This window comes from Paludibacterium flexuosum, from assembly GCF_037076605.1.
GTDB lineage: Bacteria > Pseudomonadota > Gammaproteobacteria > Burkholderiales > Chromobacteriaceae > Paludibacterium.
Genome location: NZ_AP029060.1, coordinates 802,536 through 819,569 on the forward strand (window position 1 = coordinate 802,536; position 17,034 = coordinate 819,569).

The window sequence follows — 17,034 nt, forward strand, 5'->3', positions numbered from 1 at the left end:
TCTCTATGGCGGGTCTCCCCGCATTGCATCGTGGTTCACCTGGTCAGGTCCGGAAGGAAGCAGCCAAAATCACATCGTGCAAGTGCCGGGGGTCAGGCTCGCCACCCCTCCCCTCTCCCTATCATGCAAATTCATGTCATGCACGTATGTCATTGCGACATTGGCATAAAATCCCATTGTTCTCAACCATAAGATTCAGCTAACATTACGCAAAATTACTTACGCCAAGGCTTTACTATTTTTTTACAAAGTTTTGGGATACCCAATTTAGATATTTTGCTACTGTTAGATTGTCGGTCATGCCGAACAACTATTAGACAGCCGATTTCGCATTGCCAATGAGAGGACATCAAAAATGAAACTATTCGAAAAGATCACCAACCCGCGTGAAATCCGTCGCAAACTCGGCCTGAACCAACAAGAGTTCTGGAGCCGTATCGGCGTCACCCAATCCGGTGGCTCGCGCTATGAAAGCGGCCGCAACATGCCGAAGCCGGTGCGCGAACTGCTGCGCCTGGTGCATGTTGAACAGATTGACCTGTCGAAGGTTCGTCGCGAAGACTTCGAAATCGTGGAATATCTGAAAGAAACCCACCCGGACCTCTACAAGAGCCTGCGCAAGGCCGTACGTGCCAAGATGGAAACCCAGGAAGGCGGCGCAGAAGCGCTGCTGGGCTAAGCAGGCACGCCAGTCAGACAGACAGACAAAGGGCGGAAGCGCATGGCGCTTCCGCCCTTTTTCATGACCGACCGGTCACCCATTACTCGCCGTTATAGCGCACCAGCAGCACCGGCACATCGCAGGTCTTGAGCAGGCCCTCGGCCACGCTGCCCATCAGCAGATGCATCACCCCGGTCCAGCCGTGGGTCCCCATGACCACCAGATCGGCCCCCCAGCTATTGGCATCCTCTTGCAACACCGAGGCAATCTTGTCGCCCCAGCTTTCCAGAATTTTGCACTCCGGCTTCACGCCCAGCGACTCGGCCTTTTCATGCGCCTGACGCAGCACCTGCTCGCCGGCCTCCTTGACCGATTTCTGCAATTCGGAGGCGTCGAGGAACTCGGTCCCTCCCCAGCCAAACTGCGCCAGGTCCACCACGTGCACCATACGCACCTGTGCGCCACACTCGCTGGCCAGCTTGCAGGCCTCTGTCAGCGCCAGATTCGAGGTTTCACTATCGTCTACCGGCACAAATATCCGTTGGTACATGATGCCCCTCCTTCATTGGGGAATGTGTCCCCTGTCAGTACCAGTCTAGCAAAGCGGGTTGCCAAACGGTTGATGCAGATTAAAACAGTCCATTAGACTGACGGCTTGCTACCGAGAGATGCCCATGGCCCGAATTCAGATCAGTTTACCCGACCCCGTGCTCTTCGAAACCCTGCTCGAAGTTCGCATCGGCGACATCAATTATGGCAATCACATGGCCAATGATGCAATTTTAAGATATGCACATGAAGCGCGACTGCGATTCCTGCAGTCGCTCGGCTATAGCGAACTGGACGTCGCCGGCAGTGGGATCATCATGGCAGACGCAGCCATCAGCTATAAGGCCGAGGTCTTTCATGGCAACCGCCTGCGCCTGAAGCTGGGCATTACTGATGTCAGCCACCATGGCTTTGACATGATTTACCAAGCTGTCGATGACAACTCAGGCAAAGAAGTGGCAAGATTGAAAACAGGTATCGTATTTTTCGATTACGCCCACAGAAAAATAGCGCCGATTCCGCCAGCTTTTCTGGCGAGACTGCCGCAGCTAGCAGGAGGAACACCCGCATGAGACCCTACCGCGTCAACTCCCCACAGGCGATGGCCCGCTTCATCGCCATGTTCATGATCACCGATGGTGAAATGGACGAGCGTGAACTCGATGCGCTGGAAAAGATCATGACCTACGACCTGCTCGGCCTGAGCCGCAAGCAGTTCACCCAGGTGCTGGTCGACTATTGCGATGACATCTCCGACGAGGCCGAGCAAGACGGCACCATCCATCTGATCGACCGCCAGCGCATCGACACGCTGCTGGAAGAAGTCACCGACCGCAGCAAGCGTCTGCTGACTTGCGCCCTGGCCATGGACGTGGCCAAGGCGGATGGCGACATCAGCCCGCCGGAAATGGCCCTGCTGCGCTACCTGATGCAACGCTGGGACATCACCCTGAGCGACATCGAGGCCGCCATCATCAGAAAACCGCGGTCAGCCGGCAGCCAGCAACCGCAAAATGCCCTGGACTGAAGACTGCGCGGACTTTCTTGCCGCGCTGCAACGCGAAGGCAAGAGTCGCCATACCGTCGGCGCCTACCGGCGCGACCTGCACACCCTGACCGAGCTGGCCGGCGACAAGCCGGCCGGGCAGCTGAGCGTCAGCGACATCCGTCACTACATTGTCCGGCTGCATGCCGGCGGCCTGTCCGGCCGCAGCATCGGTCGCATGCTCTCCGCCTGGCGCGGCCTGTTTGGCTGGCTGATCGGGCAGCAACGAGCCAGCCACAACCCCTGCCAGGGACTGCGCCCGCCGAAAGAAGGCAAACGACTGCCCCATGCCCTGGCCGTCGATGCCACGGCAGCACTGCTGGATGGGGTCACGCCGGACACCCCGCTGGCGCTGCGCGACAAAGCCATGTTTGAACTGATGTACTCTTCGGGATTGCGACTGGCCGAGCTGGCCGGACTGGACCTGGAAGATATCGACTTCGAGCAGTCGCTGGCACGCGTCACCGGCAAAGGCAACAAGACCCGCATCGTGCCGGTCGGCAGCGTGGCCAGGGCCGCCCTGCAGGACTGGCTGGGTCAGCGTCAGGCCGAACCGGGGGAAAGTGCCCTGTTCACCGGCCAGAGCGGCCGGCGGCTCGGTGCACGCCAGATCGAAAAGCGACTTGCCGAGTGGAGTCTCAAGAGCGGCGCCACACAGCACGTCCATCCGCACATGCTGCGTCATTCCTTTGCATCGCACCTGCTGCAATCCTCCGGGGACTTGCGCGCCGTACAGGAACTGCTCGGCCACGCCAACCTGTCGACCACCCAGATCTATACCAGCCTGGACTACCAGCATCTTGCCCAGGTCTACGATGCCGCCCACCCCAGGGCGCGCAAGCCGAAGACCTCAGACGACTGAGGTGGCGGCCGCGCAGCGTGCCAGCAAACGTTGCAACGCCATCAGCACGGTCTGCCCGCGCACCTCATCGCGATCGCCATCGAAATGGCAGACGAAAGCTTCATCACCATCCGGCCCTGCCAGGCCAAACCACACGGTACCGACCGGCTTGTCTGCCGAGCCGCCTCCGGGGCCGGCCACACCGGACACCGCCACCGCCCAGTCGGCTTTGGCTGCCCGGCAGGCCCCGCGCGCCATCTGGCGCACCGTCGCCTCACTGACCGCCCCGTGGCACCGCAAGGTGTCGCCGTCCACGCCCAGCAATTGCTGTTTGGCTTCATTGCTATACGTCACAAACCCAAAACCGAACCAGGCCGAAGAACCGGGCACGGCCGTCAGCGCCCCGCTGATCAGCCCGCCGGTGCAGGACTCTGCCGTCGCCACGCATTGCGCGCGCGCCTGAAGTTGCAGCCCCAGACGCTGCGCCAAGGCCGCGGCCTGCTCAAACCAGTCTGCTGCACCATGCTGCATCGCCCTGCTCCTCTTGATGCCGTCCTTAACCGCGACGTTGCTGAAAATGCCGGATCAGTCCCTGCGTGGAACAATCATGGTGCGGATCGGCATCGCCGCCATCGAGCTGAGGCAGAATCACCCGGGCAAGTTGCTTGCCGTACTCCACCCCCCACTGATCGAAGGAGTTGATCCCCCAGATCACCCCCTGCACAAACACCTTGTGCTCATACATCGCCATCAGCATCCCCAGGGTATAGGGCGTGAGCTGATCAAGGGCGATGGTATTGGACGGCTGATTGCCCGGAAATAATTTCTGCGGCATCAGCATGTCGATCACATCGCCCGGCAGATCACCGATTTCCGCCAGGACCTCCGCTTCCGTCTTGCCATGCATCAGCGCCTGAGTCTGAGCCAGACAGTTGGCCACCAGCACCCGATGCTGCTGGTCACAGCCATCATGGCTGTTCATCGGCACGATGAAATCGCACGGCACCAGCCGGGTCCCCTGATGCAGCAACTGGAAGAAGGCATGCTGGCTGTTGACCCCCTCCTCACCCCAGATCACCGGGCCGGTATCGAAGTCCAGCCGCTCGCCATAGCGGCCGACCCGCTTGCCGTTGGACTCCATGTCCAGCTGCTGGATATGCGCCGGCAAACGGCGCAGGCCATGGTCATAGGGCATGATGGCATGGGTATGCGCACGGTAGAACGTGTTGTACCAGATCCCGAGCAAAGCCAGGATGACCGGGATATTGCGCACGAAGGGGGCTTCGAAGAAATGCCGGTCCATCGCATGACCACCGGCCAGAAACTCACTGAAACGCTCGAAGCCGACCGACAGCATCACCGGCAGACCGATGGCCGACCAGACGGAGAAACGCCCGCCGACCCAGTCCCAGAATTCGAACATATGCTGCGCATCAATACCGAACTGAGTGACGGCCTCGCGGTTGCTGGACACCGCCACAAAATGCTGTGCCACTGCGGCCTCGCCCAGATGACCGACCAGCCAGCGACGCGCCGCCTGGGCGTTGAGCAGGGTTTCCGGCGTGGTAAACGACTTGGACGCCACGATGAACAGCGTCGACTGCGGATCAAGCGGTTTGAGCGTGCGGGCAATATGCTGACCGTCGACATTGGAAACATAGTGAATGCGCAGCGTCTCGCTGGCATAAGGCGCCAGCGCCTCGGTCACCACCAGGGGGCCGAGATCCGAGCCACCGATCCCCAGATTGACAACATCGGTGATGGCCTTGCCGGTGGCACCGCGCCACTGGCCGCCACGGACACGCTCGCTGAAGTCCCGCATGCGCTGCAGCACGGCATGCAGTGGCGCCACCACATCCTGCCCGTCAACCTCGAGCCGGGCATCCCGAGGCAGACGCAGCGCCGTATGCAGCACGGCGCGGTCCTCGCTGACATTGATGCGCTCGCCGCTGCGCATACGCGCCATCCAGCCCGACAGCTCGGCCGCATCGGTCAGGTCGATCAGCAGTTCGAGCGTGCGTTCGGTGATGCGGTTTTTGGAGTAGTCGAGCAACAGGCCGTCCAGCTCGATGGAGAAACGTTCAAAACGGTGAGCATCGGCCTCGAACAGCTGGCGCATATGCATGTGGCGCGTGGCACGCTGATGCTGGTGCAGGCGCGCCCAGGCGGCAGAGGCATTGATATCGTTCTGGCGAAAAACAGGCATGCAGGGATTCCGGCGCACGCCCGCACCGTCGGCACGGGCGTGCCAGTAGCTTACAGTTTGATGAAATTGTCGCGGTAGTAACGCATTTCCTCGATCGATTCGAGAATGTCGGCCAGCGCCTCGTGCTTGCCCTTCTTGACCACGCCACGGGCCAATTCAGGCTTCCAGCGCTTGCAGAGTTCCTTCAGGGTAGACACATCCAGATTGCGGTAGTGGAAGTGGGCCTCCAGCGCCGGCATCCAGCGAGCCATGAACCGGCGATCCTGGCAGATCGAGTTGCCACACATCGGCGACGTGCGCGCCGGCGTGTACTGCTGCAGGAAGGCCAGCATTTGCGCTTCGGCCTCGGCCTCGCTCAGCGTCGATGCGCGCACGCGGTCAATCAGGCCGGAACGGCCATGCGTGGACTTGTTCCAGTCATCCATGCCGTCGAGCACGCTGTCCGGCTGATGCACGGCGAACACCGGCGATTCGGCGACAATATTCAACTGGCTGTCGGTAATCACGACAGCCAGTTCGATAATCCGGTCGGTATCCGGGTTCAGGCCCGTCATTTCCATGTCGAGCCAGATGAGGTTGTTCTGATCTTGTGCCATACTTACTCGTCTTTGCTAGTATCCGGTCATTTTCCGCTATTGCCGCCTATCCGGCAAACCTCAAAGAAAAGATATCTGATGGCTGCCGTCTTTACCAAGGTGTTTATCGCTGTTGTTCTGCTGACGTTTTTCCTGCGATTGTGGCTGGCCCTGCGTCACAGTCGCCACATCCTGGCCCATCGCGACAGCGTCCCTCAGGCCTTTGCCGCCGACATGCCGCTGGAGGAACATCAGCGCGCCGCGGATTACACACGCGCCAAAATCCGCCTGAACATCTTCTCCGGCAGCCTCGATCTGTTGCTGACCCTGATGCTGACCCTTGGTGGCGGCTTCAATCTGCTGTGGTCGCTGGCCGGACTCCTCAGCCAGCACCCCATCTGGCAAGGTACGGCCTTCATCGCCATCAGCCTGATGCTGACCAGCCTGATTTCCCTGCCGCTGTCGCTCTACGCCACCTTCGTCATCGAAGCACGCTTCGGTTTCAACAAAATGACCCTGGGTCTGTTCCTGCTGGACGGCCTCAAGGGTGTGCTGGTCGGCGCCATCGTCGGCCTGCCGCTGATCGCACTGGCCATCTGGCTGATGATGGCGGCAGGACAGAACTGGTGGCTCTGGCTCTGGTTAGTCTGGATGACCTTCAGCCTGTCCTTGCTGGTCATCTACCCCAGCGTGATCGCCCCGCTGTTCAACCGCTTCTCCCCCCTTGCGGACGAGGCGCTCAAGCAGCGTATCGAACAACTGCTGCAACGCACCGGCTTTCGCAGCCAGGGGGTATTCGTCATGGACGGCTCGCGCCGCTCCAGCCATGGCAATGCCTACTTCACCGGTTTTGGCAGCGCCAAACGCATCGTGTTTTTCGACACCCTGATCGAACAGCTCAGCCCAGCCGAAATCGAGGCCGTACTGGCCCATGAACTGGGCCACTTCAAACTGCGCCACGTCATCAAGCGCATCACCACCACCTTCCTGCTCTCCCTGGTCTCCCTGTGGCTGCTGGGACAACTGGTCGATGCCGCCTGGTTCTATCAGGGGCTGGGACTGGCCAGCCAGGGGCCGGCTCAGGCCCTGCTGCTGTTTTTCATGGTACTGCCGGTCTTTACCTTCCCGCTGACCCCGCTGATGAACCGCATGTCGCGCCGCCACGAATACCAGGCGGACGACTTCGCGGCCAGCCAGACCGATGCCCGCGACCTGATCAGTGCACTGGTAAAGATGTATCGTGACAATGCATCGACCCTGACCCCCGATCCGCTGCATTCCGCCTTTTACGACTCGCACCCCCCGGCGGCACTGCGTATCGCCCACCTGAAAGGAGAGCACGCATGAACCTGGCCACCCTGCAATGCACCCCGCACACCGTGCGCGAGCGCCCTGCGGCCAGCGAGCTGCCGGCCCTGATGGCTCAGTTGCCCGGCTGGCAAATCGAGGGGCAGACACTCAGCAAGACTTACCATTTTGCCGACTACCACCACACCATGGCCTTTGTGAACGCGCTGGCATGGATTGCCCACCAGCAGGACCATCACCCCGACCTGTCGGTGCACTACAACCGGGTACATGTGACCTGGAACACCCATGATGCCAACGGACTGACCATGAACGACTTCATTTGCGCCGCCCGCTGCCAGGCCCTGCAGGCGGAGACCGCATGAGCGACACCCTGAACGGACAAATCATCCGCAGCCATGGCCGACGTTTCGTCGTCGAGGCCGGCGGCCAGGAATACGACTGCACCACCCGCGGCAAACGGGTGGATTTTGCCTGCGGCGACCGGGTACACATCCTGGTACAGAACCGTGAACAGGCCGTGATCGAAAGCGCCGAAGAGCGCCGCAGCCTGCTCTACCGTCAGGATGACTGGCGCACCAAGATCATTGCCGCCAACGTCACCCGCATCCTGTTCGTGACCGCTGCCGTCCCGACGCCGAGCGAAGACCTGCTCAACCGCTGCCTGATTGCCGCCGAGGCCGCCGACATTGAGCCGGTGATTGTCGTCAACAAGGCTGACCTGCCCGAAAGTACAGCCTATCTGACGGCACTGGCGCCCTATCAGGCGCTGGGTTACCCCTTGGTCACCCTGTCGGCCAAGCAGGATGTCAGCCTGCTGCTCCCCTGGCTGCAAGGCCAGACCAGCGTCATGATCGGCCAGTCCGGCATGGGCAAATCCACGCTGACCAATGCGCTGCTGCCTGCCGCACGGGCACGGACGGCGGAAATTTCCGAAGCACTGGATTCCGGCCGCCACACCACCACACATGCCACGCTCTATCACCTTGACGCACAAAGCCATTTGATCGATTCCCCCGGACTGCAAGAATTCGGCCTGAAACATCTGCAGGCCACCGAGCTGATCCATTACTTCCCGGAAATGCGCCCCCTGATCGGTCAATGCAGATTTCATAATTGCAGCCATCGGGCCGAACCCGGCTGTGCCATCAAGCAGGCGGCTGAAAATGGCGGCATCCGCCCGTATCGATTGGCTTTGTTGCAACGCCTGATCAACGAACTGGATTAACAAAGCTTTACAATCTACCTTAAAGTCATAAATTTCGAAGTAGAACGACCCATTTACAATTTTTTACCCTCCTGTATTCTTGGTCACAGAAGAAGAAAGACGCATTCGGCAGGATCGCTGTTAATCTTTGGAGGATAGAAATCATGACAAAACGAATTGCACTGGTCACCGGCGGCATGGGTGGCATCGGCACGTCCATCTGCAAGGCGCTCGGACAGGCCGGTCACATTGTGGTGACCACCTACAGCAAGCCGGGCAAGGAAGCCGCCTGGCTGGCCGACATGAAAGAAGCCGGCATCGAGGCGCATGCCTACCAGTGCGACGTGACGGATGCCGATCTGTGCAGCCGCATGGTCGATCAGGTGCACGAGGAGATCGGCCCGATCAGCATCCTGGTCAACAATGCCGGCATCACCCGCGACGGCACCTTCCGCAAGATGACCTTCGACGACTGGCATGCCGTCCTGCGCACCAATCTGGATTCAGTATTCAACATGACCCGGCCGGTGATCGAAACCATGATCGAGTGCAACTGGGGTCGCGTCATCAATGTCTCGTCGATCAATGGCCAGAAGGGCCAGTTCGGCCAGACCAACTATTCCGCAGCCAAGGCCGGCATGCATGGTTTCACCATGGCCCTGGCACAGGAAGTGGCCCGCAAGGGCATCACGGTCAACACCATCTCGCCGGGCTATATCGCCACTGACATGGTGATGGCCATTCCGGAAGATGTCCGCGAGAAGATTGTGGCGCAGATTCCGGTCGGCCGACTGGGCAAGCCGGAAGAAATCGCCGCCCTGGTGACCTTCCTCGCCTCCGACATCGCCGGCTTCATCACCGGCGCCAATGTGGCGATCAACGGCGGGCAACACACCAAGTAAGCACATCCCCAAAAAAACCGGCGGACTGCCTGTCCGCCGGTTTTTTTGCCTCAATCCTCCTCATTCGCGCCGCCCGGGTCCGGCATCCAGCACCCTCGACACGCGCGAGCCCAGGCGCATCAGCCGCTCCAGCGTCTGCGGTGACAACTTCTGCACATCGTCAAACCAGCTACAGAACAAATCGAGCAGATCATACAAGGCGCGCAGCCTGGCCTGATCCTGCCGCTCTGCCCCATCCTGCGCCGACTGGCGCAGCGCCTCCCCGAGAAACTCGAGTGTCGGCAGCAGCTCTCGGCGGCGCTTCTCCAGCGCCAGGCGCCGCAGCACCTCCCAGGCATCCTCCGGCACCGCGAAGAACTCGCGACGATCCCCGGCCAGCGGAACCGGATGCACCAGACGCCAGCCCGCCAGATCCTTCAGGCCTGCCCCCACATTGGAACGCGAGATGCCAAGGATCTCCACCAGCTCATCCGCATTGAGTGCCCGGCCGGACACAAACAGCAAGGCGAAGATCTGCGCCACACTGCGGCTCATGCCCCAATGGCGCCCCATCTCGCCAAAGTGCAGCACAAACCGCTCGGCCATCGGGGACAATTGATTCATTTTCCGGTTATTCCTGACATTCCTGACAAAAGTGGAAGCACGCGACGCCTCATGACGCAGACGCGGCCGCGCGCTATTATCTTAGTCCGTTAAATTTGAGTATGACACCATGGCAGAAACACTGATCATCTCTGACACCACCGACAAGCGTGAGCGCTACCAGACCCTGTTGCCGCAAGCCGAGGCCCTGCTGAGCGGAGAAACCGACCTGATCGCCGGACTGGCCAACGTGGCTGCCATGCTGAAAATGAGTTTTGACTGGCTGTGGGCCGGCTTCTATCTGGTCAAGGGCGAACAGCTGGTACTGGGACCGTTCCAGGGACCGCTGGCCTGCACGCGCATCCCGCACGGCAAAGGGGTCTGCGGTACCGCCTGGGCCAGCGCCCGGACACAGGTGGTCGCCGACGTCGACGCCTTCCCGGGACATATCGCCTGCTCCTCGGCAGCCCGTTCGGAGATCGTCGTTCCCCTGTTCGACCAGACCGGCAAAGTGGCTGGCGTCCTGGACATCGACAGCGACCAGCTTGGCAGCTTCGACGACGAAGATGCCCGTCAGTTGGAGAAACTGGCCGCCCTGCTCAGCCCGCTGTTCTGAGCAGCCGAGGCAGCTGACAACAAAAAAGCCCGGAACCTGTCCGGGCTTTTTTCATCGGCATCGCTCAGCGATGAACGACAATGCGCTCCACATCGCGCAGCGCGGCCAGATCGCGGCCACCGGCATAGCTGATCGACGACTGCAGGTCTTCCATCAGTTCGACCAGCAGCTTCTGCATGCTGCCCTTGTACTCGACCAGAATCTTCTTGCCCTCGACGTTGACGTAGGCACCCTTGTTGTACTGCGAAGCGCTGCCGAAGTATTCCTTGTAATGCTTGCCGTTGATTTCGACGATATTGCCTGCCGACTCGTCATAACCGGCAAACAGCGAGCCCGCCATCACCATGGCAGCGCCGCAGGACATGGCCTTGGCCACATCGCCATGCTCGACAATGCCGCCGTCGGCAATCACCGGAACGCGCACGGCATGGGCGCAATCCAGCGTGGTCGACACCATCGGACGATGGAAACCGGTCTTGTTCTTGGTGATGCAGACACGGCCACCGGCGATACCGGCCTTGATGGCATCGCAGCCCCAGCTTTCCAGATCACGGGCCGCTTCGGCGGTGGCAATATTGCCGCCAATCAGGAAGCTGTCCGGGAACATGTCCTTGATCACCTTGATCATGCGTTCCGCCTTGACGCACCAGGCATTGGCCACATCCATGGTGATGTACTCCGGCGTCAGGCCGGCAGCCTTCAGCTCGTTGAGCTGCACCAGCGTGTCTTCATTCACCCCGGCGCTGATGGAGGCAAACAGCCCCTTGGCCTGCATGTCGGCCACGAAACGCACCACATCAACATTGAAGCGGTGCATGGTGTAGAACCAGCCCTGGCGCGCAAAAAACTCACACGTATCGGCATCGACCACGCTCTTCATGTTCGAGGCGTAAACCGGCATGACAAAACGGTGTTTACCCAGCTGCACGGAGGTATCGCACTCCTTGCGGCTGTCCACCACAGTCTTCTTCGGCACCAGATAGATATCGGCGTAGTTCAATTCGGTGTTCATGTTCGTGATCGTCCAGGTTCGGGATTAAAAAGAGAGGGCCCCAAACAAAAAGGGAGCCGTGATGGCTCCCTTGTTGCAACTTGCCCTGCGCTTCCGTTCGTCGGTCGCACACGCAATTACGAAGCGAATTTAAGCGCACAAACGCTTCACGTCAAGCGATTTTTTTGCCACTCACTCCATTCATAGCCCCAGCCAGCAAAAAAACAACAAGCAATTATTTGTCACACCAGTCACCGTCATGATCCTGCCCCAGCCAACGCAGGATCGGCGCCCAGGCCTCCCGGTCACGCGCACTGCGTCCTGGCGGCAAATCGAACAGACTCAGACCGCCGGCAGCAGCCTGCACATACAACTGGGTATCACGCAACCAGCCCAGCACCGGCACCTCATAGCCGGCGAGGAACTGCTCCAGCTCGCGTGCCGAGCGCGTGCGCGGATCGACGCGCATCCCCACCACCCCCAAAAACACCTTGCTCTTGCGCAGCGCCTTCTCGGCCAGAATCTGCTGAAAAAAATCTTCTGTCGCCCACATATCGAACGGCGACGGCTGGATAGGCACCAGGACTCGATCAACCCGCCGCAAAAGCGCCGTCAGCTTCTTGCCATGCAAACCCGCCGCACTGTCCAGCACCATCACCTGAGTACCACGCGGCGGCCGGGCAGGCTCGCCGGGCACCACTTCCCAGCCATGAATCGCCGGCAGCGCCGGATCACGTCCCGCCAGCCAGCGCAGGGAGGACTGCTGTCGGTCCACATCCCCCAACATCACCTGACGCCCGGCATTGGCGTAATACCCGGCCAGATTGGTTGCCAGCGTCGATTTGCCACTCCCGCCTTTCGGATTGGCCACCAGAATTGATCGAACCATTGATCCTCCCTAAGGATTCCCTGACTCAAGAACCCTCTGAACAGACCGCTCCAACGGCAACTCTCTGTTCAGAGCTTTCTCCAGCCGGTCACTATACCATATGCATCTTCTCCGGCCAGATTGCCATCCATTCGTCACAACCCGCCTCACAGACGACAGGGCAATGGCTATACTATGACATCGTCAGACACCGGAACCCTCCGCATGGATGCGTTTGATTCCCTGCTCAAAACCCTGTTTGCCATGGCCTGGATGGTGGAGGCACGAGACCCCTATACAGGGGGGCACTTATGGCGCGTTTCGCAGTTCGCCCGGCGAACGGCAGAGGCTGCCGGCCTCCCGCCTGTCGATGTCATGCGCATCATGCTCGGCGGTTTCCTGCACGATCTGGGCAAGATCGGCGTCCCCGACGCCATTCTGCGCAAGCCGGACAAACTGACCGACGAGGAATACGCCATCATCAAGACCCACCCGGAGGTGGGGCAACGCATCCTGGCCAATCACCCGCTGCGACACCTGGTGGAGGCCGCCGTGCGCATGCACCACGAACGGCCGGACGGACGAGGCTATCCGGCCGGCCTGCCCCTGGACAGCATTCCGGTCGATGCCCGCATCGTCGGCATCTGCGACGCCTTCGATGCCATGACCAGCAGCCGGCCGTACCGCCAGGGCATGCCGATCGACAAGGCCCTGGCCATCATCAGCGACAACCTGGGCAGCCAGTTCGACCGCCAGTATGGCGAGCATTTCCTCCGGCTCGCCCAGCTCAACCAGCTGGCCGATATCGTTGGCCACAGCGAACCGGGCATCCCGCTGGAGCACTGCCCCGCCTGCGGACCGATCATTCTGCGCACCCGCCACCACCATGCCGGCGACCATCTGTACTGTCCCAACTGCACCAGCGAGGTCGTCCTCCACCTGGAGCACGGCCGGGCCCGGATCGAACCCACCGGCCGCAAGGGCACACCGGATCAACTGATCCCGGCGCTGAACATCGAGCTGTGCGACACCTTGATTCGAGAGGCTGAAATCACCCTGCCCGGCAGCAGACAGCCTCCGGCTTCATGGTGGCGTCGCTGGTTTAATGCATGAAATCAAGATAAATCAACGTTCTGAAGGATCTTTTTCCCATGCTGAGCGACTAAGCATCGCCAGGGCCGACATCTGCAGACACGCCACGGCCGTTCGCAGCCCCTGGCCGGCCATGACTGTTTGTGATATTGAACACCCCGGGGCGCCGCCCGCAGCAGAGCAAGGCCGCGCCAGATAAAGCACTCACCCCGGACCGACTTGCCATGTCCCTCCAGACCCTGCTCGACACTCATGCCACGTTCTGGCTGGTCGGCGCCCTGATTGCCCTGGGCGTCGAGTTCATGACCGGCACGCTGTACTTGCTGGTCTTTGCCATCGCCCTAACCGGCGGCGGCATCGCCGCGCTGTACGCCTGGCAACCGATTCCCCAATTCTTCATCGCCAGCGTGGCCGGCCTGCTGGCCCTGTTCGCCGTGAGCGCCTGGAAGCGGCGCCAGCCGCCTGCCCCGCCCCGCCCGGTCGACGACCCGGACATCGGCCAGCCGGTCCGCGTCCTGCACCTCCGCCCGGAGGATGCTCAGCGCGCACGGGTCCTTTACCGCGGCGCCGAATGGGATGCCCTGCTGCTAGCCCCTTACCCGGCCGCCGGACAGACGGCCTTTATTGTCGGACGTGACGGCAACCTGCTGCACGTCTCCCTCCAACCTGCAGAAAGTCGATAAAAACATGGAATTCGCCATTGCACTGTTCGTCGTTGTCCTGCTGTTCGTGCTGCAATCCGTGCGCGTGGTTCCGCAGCAGACCGCCTTCGTACTGGAGCGGCTCGGCCGCTTTCACGGCGTACTCGGCCCCGGCCTCAACATCATCGTGCCCTTCGTGGATCGCATTGCCTATCGCCACAACCTGAAGGAAATCCCGCTCGACGTCCCGAGTCAGATCTGCATCACACGCGACAACACCCAGCTCAAGGTGGACGGCATCCTGTACTTCCAGGTCACCGATCCGCAGCGCGCTTCCTACGGCTCCAGCGATTACGTCCTGGCCATTTCCCAGCTGGCCCAGACCACGCTGCGCTCGGTCATCGGCAAGATGGAACTCGACAAGACCTTCGAAGAACGGGATGAAATCAACGCCGCCGTCGTCGCCGCCCTGGACGAAGCCGCCTTCAGCTGGGGGGTCAAGGTGCTGCGCTATGAGATCAAGGACCTGGTACCGCCGCAGGAAATTCTGCACGCCATGCAGGCGCAGATCACGGCTGAACGCGGCAAACGTGCGCGCATTGCCGAATCCGAAGGCCGCAAGATGGAACAGATCAACCTGGCCACCGGCGCCCGCGAGGCAGCCATCCAGGAGTCGGAAGGTCGTCGTCAGGCCGCCATCAACCAGGCCCAGGGTCAGGCGGAAGCCATGCGCCTGGTGGCGGACGCCACGGCAGAAGCCCTCACCCGTGTCGGCAGCGCCATCGGCAACGAAGGCGGCATGGCTGCGGTCAACCTCAAGGTGGCCGAGCAGTATGTTGCCGCCTTCAGCCAGCTGGCCAAAGAGGGCAACACGGTCATCATGCCGGCCAACGTGGCGGATCTGGGCGGACTGATCGCCAGCGCCATGAGCATCGTCAAGCCGGCAAAATCTTAATTGCACCAGGCCGGCCGGATGCTTGAATTGCCGGCCGGCAACCCCCATAATCACCCCAACCTCTACCGCAGCTGCGCTAATGAAATTCTTATCCGATCTGTTCCCGGTACTGCTGTTCTTTGCAGCCTATTCCTTCAGCCACGACATCTTCCTTGCCACCAAGATCGCCATTGCCGCGACTGCACTGCAAGTGGCCTGGTCCTGGATCCGTCACCGCAAGGTCGACAAAATGCTGTGGCTGAGTTTTGCCCTGATCACCGTGTTTGGCGGTGCCACCCTGATCTCCAAGAACCACCATTTCATCATGTGGAAACCCACCATCCTTTACTGGATCATGGGAGCAGGCTTGCTAATCGGGCGTCATGTAGGTAAAAACGGCATACGCGCACTACTGGAAAAGCAGATCCAGCTGCCCGACACGATCTGGGACCGGCTGTGTCAGGCCTGGGCGGTGTTCTTCCTGCTGCTGGGGGGCGTCAACCTGCTCGTGGCCTATTCTGTCGACGAGCCCATGTGGGTCAAATTCAAACTGTTCGGTACCACGGGATTGCTGCTGGCCTTCGCCATCGGCCAGAGCCTGCTGGTATCCAAGTACATCAAGGAAGACTGAGACATGCTGTACGCCATCATGGCGCGTGACGTGCCCGATTCGCTGTCTCGTCGCCTCGCGGCCCGACCGGACCACCTGGCGCGCCTGACCGCCCTGCAGGAGCAAGGCCGGCTGCTGCTTGCCGGCCCCTTTCCGGCCATCGACGCCAGCGACCCGGGTCCGGCCGGATTCAGCGGCAGCCTGATCGTTGCCGAATTCAGCGACCTGAACGAAGCACGGGCCTGGGCAGACGCCGACCCCTATGTGGCGGCTGGCGTCTATGCAGAGGTCGAAGTCAAACCCTGGCGCAAGGTCTTCCCGGCATGAGCGATACGGTCAGCCTCATCGAGCAACGCCTGACGGCATTGTCGCCGCAACAACTGCTGGTTCGTGACGACAGCCACCTGCACGCCGGCCATGCCGGTGCCCGTGCCGGCGGCGGCCACTACCAGCTGACCATCGTCAGTCAACAATTCAGCGGTCTCAACCGCCTCGCAAGGCATCGCCTGGTCTACCAGACGCTTGGCGATCTGATGCAAAACCGGATTCATGCGCTGGCCATCCTTGCGCTGGCACCCGAAGAATCCTGATTTCAACTTCAAGGGGTAACTATGAAACTCAACAAACTGGCCAGTCTTCTGCTCGCCGCCTCCATCGCCCTGCCAAGCATGGCTTTTGCCGACTCGGTTGCCGTCGTCAATGGCACGCCGATCGACAAGAGCAAGGTTGACCAGATCGTCAGCCAGATCGTAGGCAACAGCAACGGCCAGGCCCAGGACACGCCGGCACTGCGCGAAAAGATCAAGAACTCCCTGATCAACCAGCAACTGGCACTGGATGAAGCCAAGCGTCGCGGCCTGGACAAGGCCCCGGCGGTACAGGAACAGATCAAGCAGGCCACCGATGGCATCCTGCAGGAAGCGCTGGCAGCCGACATCGTCAAGCAAAGCCCGATCGACGATGCCGCCGTGAAGAGCCGCTACGACGAGTTTGCCGCCAAGCTCAAGGGCTCGACCGACATGCACCTGCAACAGATCGTCGTTTCGAGCGAAGCCGACGCCAAGAAGGTCATTGCCGACCTGAAGAAGGGCAAGGCATTTGCCCAGCTGGCCAAGGAAAAATCGATCGATCCGAATGCCAAGCAGTCCGGCGGTGAAATGGGCATCCTCAACACCGCCAGCATGCCGCCGGTGCTGGCCGATGCCGTGAAGAACCTCAAGGCAGGCCAGGTCACCACCATTTCTGCCGGCAATATCTGGCACGTCGTCAAGCTGGTTGAGTCGCGCCCGGCCGTACCGGCGCCGCTGGACCAGCTGAAACCGCAAATCGTGCGCCAGCTGCAGGAAGAGAAAATTGAGCAGGCCATGAGCGATCTGCGCAGCAAGGCCAAGATCCAGTAACCGATT

23 protein-coding genes and 1 other RNA gene are annotated in these 17,034 nt (G+C 60.8%); 17 read left to right on the plus strand and 7 right to left on the minus strand.

All coding sequences use genetic code 11. The features are described from left to right. Window positions 1-7 precede the first annotated feature (7 nt). Window positions 8-106: signal recognition particle sRNA small type (gene ffs / locus AACH39_RS03885), an RNA gene on the plus strand. A 249-nt stretch (window positions 107-355) separates the two neighbouring features. Then, window positions 356-679, plus strand: a complete 324-nt coding sequence (locus AACH39_RS03890; protein WP_215782347.1) for a helix-turn-helix domain-containing protein — start codon at window positions 356-358, stop codon at window positions 677-679. An 82-nt stretch (window positions 680-761) separates the two neighbouring features. Here the strand turns inward: AACH39_RS03890 and AACH39_RS03895 are convergent, their stop codons facing one another. Further along, window positions 762-1,211, minus strand: a complete 450-nt coding sequence (locus AACH39_RS03895) for a universal stress protein (protein ID WP_215782346.1) — start codon at window positions 1,209-1,211, stop codon at window positions 762-764. A 124-nt stretch (window positions 1,212-1,335) separates the two neighbouring features. On the opposite strand from AACH39_RS03895, the gene AACH39_RS03900 reads away from it, so the two are divergent. Genes AACH39_RS03900 through xerC form a run of 3 tightly spaced genes read left to right on the plus strand, consistent with a single transcriptional unit; the run spans window position 1,336 to window position 3,117 of the window. Continuing rightward, on the plus strand, window positions 1,336-1,782 hold the full coding sequence (locus AACH39_RS03900) for a thioesterase family protein (RefSeq protein WP_215782345.1): 447 nt from the start codon (window positions 1,336-1,338) through the stop codon (window positions 1,780-1,782). Next, window positions 1,779-2,237, plus strand: a complete 459-nt coding sequence (locus AACH39_RS03905) for a TerB family tellurite resistance protein (protein ID WP_215782344.1) — start codon at window positions 1,779-1,781, stop codon at window positions 2,235-2,237. Before AACH39_RS03900 ends, AACH39_RS03905 begins: the two co-directional genes overlap by 4 nt. Next, the gene (gene xerC / locus AACH39_RS03910) at window positions 2,224-3,117 is read left to right on the plus strand and encodes a tyrosine recombinase XerC (protein ID WP_215782343.1); all 894 of its coding nucleotides are present in this window, start codon (window positions 2,224-2,226) and stop codon (window positions 3,115-3,117) included. Before AACH39_RS03905 ends, xerC begins: the two co-directional genes overlap by 14 nt. Here xerC and AACH39_RS03915 read toward each other — a convergent pair. The 3 genes from AACH39_RS03915 to orn are packed head-to-tail and all read right to left on the minus strand — an operon-like array spanning window position 3,106 to window position 5,898. Then, window positions 3,106-3,627: a CinA family protein gene (locus tag AACH39_RS03915; RefSeq protein WP_215782342.1), complete on the minus strand. Its 522-nt coding sequence runs from the start codon at window positions 3,625-3,627 to the stop codon at window positions 3,106-3,108. The genes xerC and AACH39_RS03915 overlap by 12 nt on opposite strands. 25 nt (window positions 3,628-3,652) lie before the next feature. After that, the gene (gene pgi, locus AACH39_RS03920) at window positions 3,653-5,302 is read right to left on the minus strand and encodes a glucose-6-phosphate isomerase (RefSeq protein WP_338620944.1); all 1,650 of its coding nucleotides are present in this window, start codon (window positions 5,300-5,302) and stop codon (window positions 3,653-3,655) included. Between the two features lie 50 nt (window positions 5,303-5,352). Further along, window positions 5,353-5,898 carry an oligoribonuclease gene (gene orn, locus AACH39_RS03925; protein ID WP_338620945.1) on the minus strand — a complete coding sequence of 182 codons (546 nt, stop codon included), beginning with the start codon at window positions 5,896-5,898 and terminating at the stop codon, window positions 5,353-5,355. Between the two features lie 78 nt (window positions 5,899-5,976). On the opposite strand from orn, the gene AACH39_RS03930 reads away from it, so the two are divergent. The 4 genes from AACH39_RS03930 to phbB all read left to right on the plus strand — a co-directional run bounded on the left by AACH39_RS03930 (window position 5,977) and on the right by phbB (window position 9,294). Then, a complete protein-coding gene (locus tag AACH39_RS03930) occupies window positions 5,977-7,224 on the plus strand; it encodes a M48 family metallopeptidase (RefSeq protein WP_215782339.1) in 1,248 nt (415 codons plus the stop codon). Beyond that, window positions 7,221-7,550 (plus strand): 4a-hydroxytetrahydrobiopterin dehydratase, encoded by a 330-nt coding sequence (locus AACH39_RS03935; protein ID WP_215782338.1) that lies wholly within the window; start codon window positions 7,221-7,223, stop codon window positions 7,548-7,550. The genes AACH39_RS03930 and AACH39_RS03935 overlap by 4 nt, the downstream gene beginning before the upstream one ends. Further along, window positions 7,547-8,413: a ribosome small subunit-dependent GTPase A gene (gene rsgA / locus AACH39_RS03940; protein WP_338620946.1), complete on the plus strand. Its 867-nt coding sequence runs from the start codon at window positions 7,547-7,549 to the stop codon at window positions 8,411-8,413. The genes AACH39_RS03935 and rsgA overlap by 4 nt, the downstream gene beginning before the upstream one ends. A 143-nt stretch (window positions 8,414-8,556) precedes the next feature. Beyond that, window positions 8,557-9,294, plus strand: coding sequence for an acetoacetyl-CoA reductase (phbB, locus tag AACH39_RS03945; protein ID WP_215782336.1), 738 nt, complete (start codon window positions 8,557-8,559; stop codon window positions 9,292-9,294). 60 nt (window positions 9,295-9,354) lie between these two features. On the opposite strand, the gene AACH39_RS03950 is transcribed toward phbB, so the two are convergent. After that, window positions 9,355-9,897, minus strand: a complete 543-nt coding sequence (locus tag AACH39_RS03950) for a MarR family transcriptional regulator (protein WP_215782335.1) — start codon at window positions 9,895-9,897, stop codon at window positions 9,355-9,357. A gap of 109 nt (window positions 9,898-10,006) precedes the next feature. Here AACH39_RS03950 and AACH39_RS03955 point away from each other — a divergent pair, with 109 nt between their 5' ends. Beyond that, window positions 10,007-10,492: a GAF domain-containing protein gene (locus AACH39_RS03955; protein ID WP_215782334.1), complete on the plus strand. Its 486-nt coding sequence runs from the start codon at window positions 10,007-10,009 to the stop codon at window positions 10,490-10,492. A 64-nt stretch (window positions 10,493-10,556) separates the two neighbouring features. On the opposite strand, the gene AACH39_RS03960 is transcribed toward AACH39_RS03955, so the two are convergent. Both AACH39_RS03960 and AACH39_RS03965 read right to left on the minus strand, forming a co-directional pair. After that, entirely contained in the window at window positions 10,557-11,504 is a 948-nt protein-coding gene (locus AACH39_RS03960; RefSeq protein ID WP_215782333.1) for a GMP reductase, read from the minus strand. A gap of 214 nt (window positions 11,505-11,718) precedes the next feature. Beyond that, window positions 11,719-12,372: a ParA family protein gene (locus AACH39_RS03965; RefSeq protein ID WP_215782332.1), complete on the minus strand. Its 654-nt coding sequence runs from the start codon at window positions 12,370-12,372 to the stop codon at window positions 11,719-11,721. Window positions 12,373-12,576: 204 nt separating this feature from the next. Here AACH39_RS03965 and AACH39_RS03970 point away from each other — a divergent pair, with 204 nt between their 5' ends. From AACH39_RS03970 to AACH39_RS04000, 7 genes are all read left to right on the plus strand, one after another. After that, window positions 12,577-13,464: an HD-GYP domain-containing protein gene (locus AACH39_RS03970; protein WP_338620947.1), complete on the plus strand. Its 888-nt coding sequence runs from the start codon at window positions 12,577-12,579 to the stop codon at window positions 13,462-13,464. A gap of 203 nt (window positions 13,465-13,667) precedes the next feature. Further along, on the plus strand, window positions 13,668-14,126 hold the full coding sequence (locus tag AACH39_RS03975) for an NfeD family protein (RefSeq protein ID WP_215782330.1): 459 nt from the start codon (window positions 13,668-13,670) through the stop codon (window positions 14,124-14,126). A 4-nt stretch (window positions 14,127-14,130) separates the two neighbouring features. After that, window positions 14,131-15,039, plus strand: coding sequence for a stomatin-like protein (locus tag AACH39_RS03980; protein ID WP_215782329.1), 909 nt, complete (start codon window positions 14,131-14,133; stop codon window positions 15,037-15,039). A gap of 79 nt (window positions 15,040-15,118) precedes the next feature. Next, the gene (locus AACH39_RS03985) at window positions 15,119-15,649 is read left to right on the plus strand and encodes a septation protein A (RefSeq protein WP_215782328.1); all 531 of its coding nucleotides are present in this window, start codon (window positions 15,119-15,121) and stop codon (window positions 15,647-15,649) included. Window positions 15,650-15,652: 3 nt separating this feature from the next. Further along, window positions 15,653-15,955 (plus strand): YciI family protein, encoded by a 303-nt coding sequence (locus tag AACH39_RS03990; protein WP_215782327.1) that lies wholly within the window; start codon window positions 15,653-15,655, stop codon window positions 15,953-15,955. Beyond that, the gene (locus AACH39_RS03995) at window positions 15,952-16,218 is read left to right on the plus strand and encodes a BolA family protein (RefSeq protein ID WP_215782326.1); all 267 of its coding nucleotides are present in this window, start codon (window positions 15,952-15,954) and stop codon (window positions 16,216-16,218) included. Before AACH39_RS03990 ends, AACH39_RS03995 begins: the two co-directional genes overlap by 4 nt. 21 nt (window positions 16,219-16,239) lie before the next feature. Next, window positions 16,240-17,028, plus strand: coding sequence for a peptidyl-prolyl cis-trans isomerase (locus tag AACH39_RS04000; RefSeq protein ID WP_215782325.1), 789 nt, complete (start codon window positions 16,240-16,242; stop codon window positions 17,026-17,028). Window positions 17,029-17,034: the final 6 nt, after the last annotated feature.

Excerpts from the sequence above, each read along its gene's own strand:
- AACH39_RS03890 (WP_215782347.1), top strand. The coding sequence starts at position 356 with ATGAAACTATTCGAAAAGATCACCAACCCGCGTGAAATCCGTCGCAAA.
- AACH39_RS03895 (WP_215782346.1), bottom strand. The coding sequence starts at position 1,211 with ATGTACCAACGGATATTTGTGCCGGTAGACGATAGTGAAACCTCGAAT.
- AACH39_RS03900 (WP_215782345.1), top strand. The coding sequence starts at position 1,336 with ATGGCCCGAATTCAGATCAGTTTACCCGACCCCGTGCTCTTCGAAACC.
- AACH39_RS03905 (WP_215782344.1), top strand. The coding sequence starts at position 1,779 with ATGAGACCCTACCGCGTCAACTCCCCACAGGCGATGGCCCGCTTCATC.
- xerC (WP_215782343.1), top strand. The coding sequence starts at position 2,224 with ATGCCCTGGACTGAAGACTGCGCGGACTTTCTTGCCGCGCTGCAACGC.
- AACH39_RS03915 (WP_215782342.1), bottom strand. The coding sequence starts at position 3,627 with ATGCAGCATGGTGCAGCAGACTGGTTTGAGCAGGCCGCGGCCTTGGCG.
- pgi (WP_338620944.1), bottom strand. The coding sequence starts at position 5,302 with ATGCCTGTTTTTCGCCAGAACGATATCAATGCCTCTGCCGCCTGGGCG.
- orn (WP_338620945.1), bottom strand. The coding sequence starts at position 5,898 with ATGGCACAAGATCAGAACAACCTCATCTGGCTCGACATGGAAATGACG.
- AACH39_RS03930 (WP_215782339.1), top strand. The coding sequence starts at position 5,977 with ATGGCTGCCGTCTTTACCAAGGTGTTTATCGCTGTTGTTCTGCTGACG.
- AACH39_RS03935 (WP_215782338.1), top strand. The coding sequence starts at position 7,221 with ATGAACCTGGCCACCCTGCAATGCACCCCGCACACCGTGCGCGAGCGC.
- rsgA (WP_338620946.1), top strand. The coding sequence starts at position 7,547 with ATGAGCGACACCCTGAACGGACAAATCATCCGCAGCCATGGCCGACGT.
- phbB (WP_215782336.1), top strand. The coding sequence starts at position 8,557 with ATGACAAAACGAATTGCACTGGTCACCGGCGGCATGGGTGGCATCGGC.
- AACH39_RS03950 (WP_215782335.1), bottom strand. The coding sequence starts at position 9,897 with ATGAATCAATTGTCCCCGATGGCCGAGCGGTTTGTGCTGCACTTTGGC.
- AACH39_RS03955 (WP_215782334.1), top strand. The coding sequence starts at position 10,007 with ATGGCAGAAACACTGATCATCTCTGACACCACCGACAAGCGTGAGCGC.
- AACH39_RS03960 (WP_215782333.1), bottom strand. The coding sequence starts at position 11,504 with ATGAACACCGAATTGAACTACGCCGATATCTATCTGGTGCCGAAGAAG.
- AACH39_RS03965 (WP_215782332.1), bottom strand. The coding sequence starts at position 12,372 with ATGGTTCGATCAATTCTGGTGGCCAATCCGAAAGGCGGGAGTGGCAAA.
- AACH39_RS03970 (WP_338620947.1), top strand. The coding sequence starts at position 12,577 with ATGGATGCGTTTGATTCCCTGCTCAAAACCCTGTTTGCCATGGCCTGG.
- AACH39_RS03975 (WP_215782330.1), top strand. The coding sequence starts at position 13,668 with ATGTCCCTCCAGACCCTGCTCGACACTCATGCCACGTTCTGGCTGGTC.
- AACH39_RS03980 (WP_215782329.1), top strand. The coding sequence starts at position 14,131 with ATGGAATTCGCCATTGCACTGTTCGTCGTTGTCCTGCTGTTCGTGCTG.
- AACH39_RS03985 (WP_215782328.1), top strand. The coding sequence starts at position 15,119 with ATGAAATTCTTATCCGATCTGTTCCCGGTACTGCTGTTCTTTGCAGCC.
- AACH39_RS03990 (WP_215782327.1), top strand. The coding sequence starts at position 15,653 with ATGCTGTACGCCATCATGGCGCGTGACGTGCCCGATTCGCTGTCTCGT.
- AACH39_RS03995 (WP_215782326.1), top strand. The coding sequence starts at position 15,952 with ATGAGCGATACGGTCAGCCTCATCGAGCAACGCCTGACGGCATTGTCG.
- AACH39_RS04000 (WP_215782325.1), top strand. The coding sequence starts at position 16,240 with ATGAAACTCAACAAACTGGCCAGTCTTCTGCTCGCCGCCTCCATCGCC.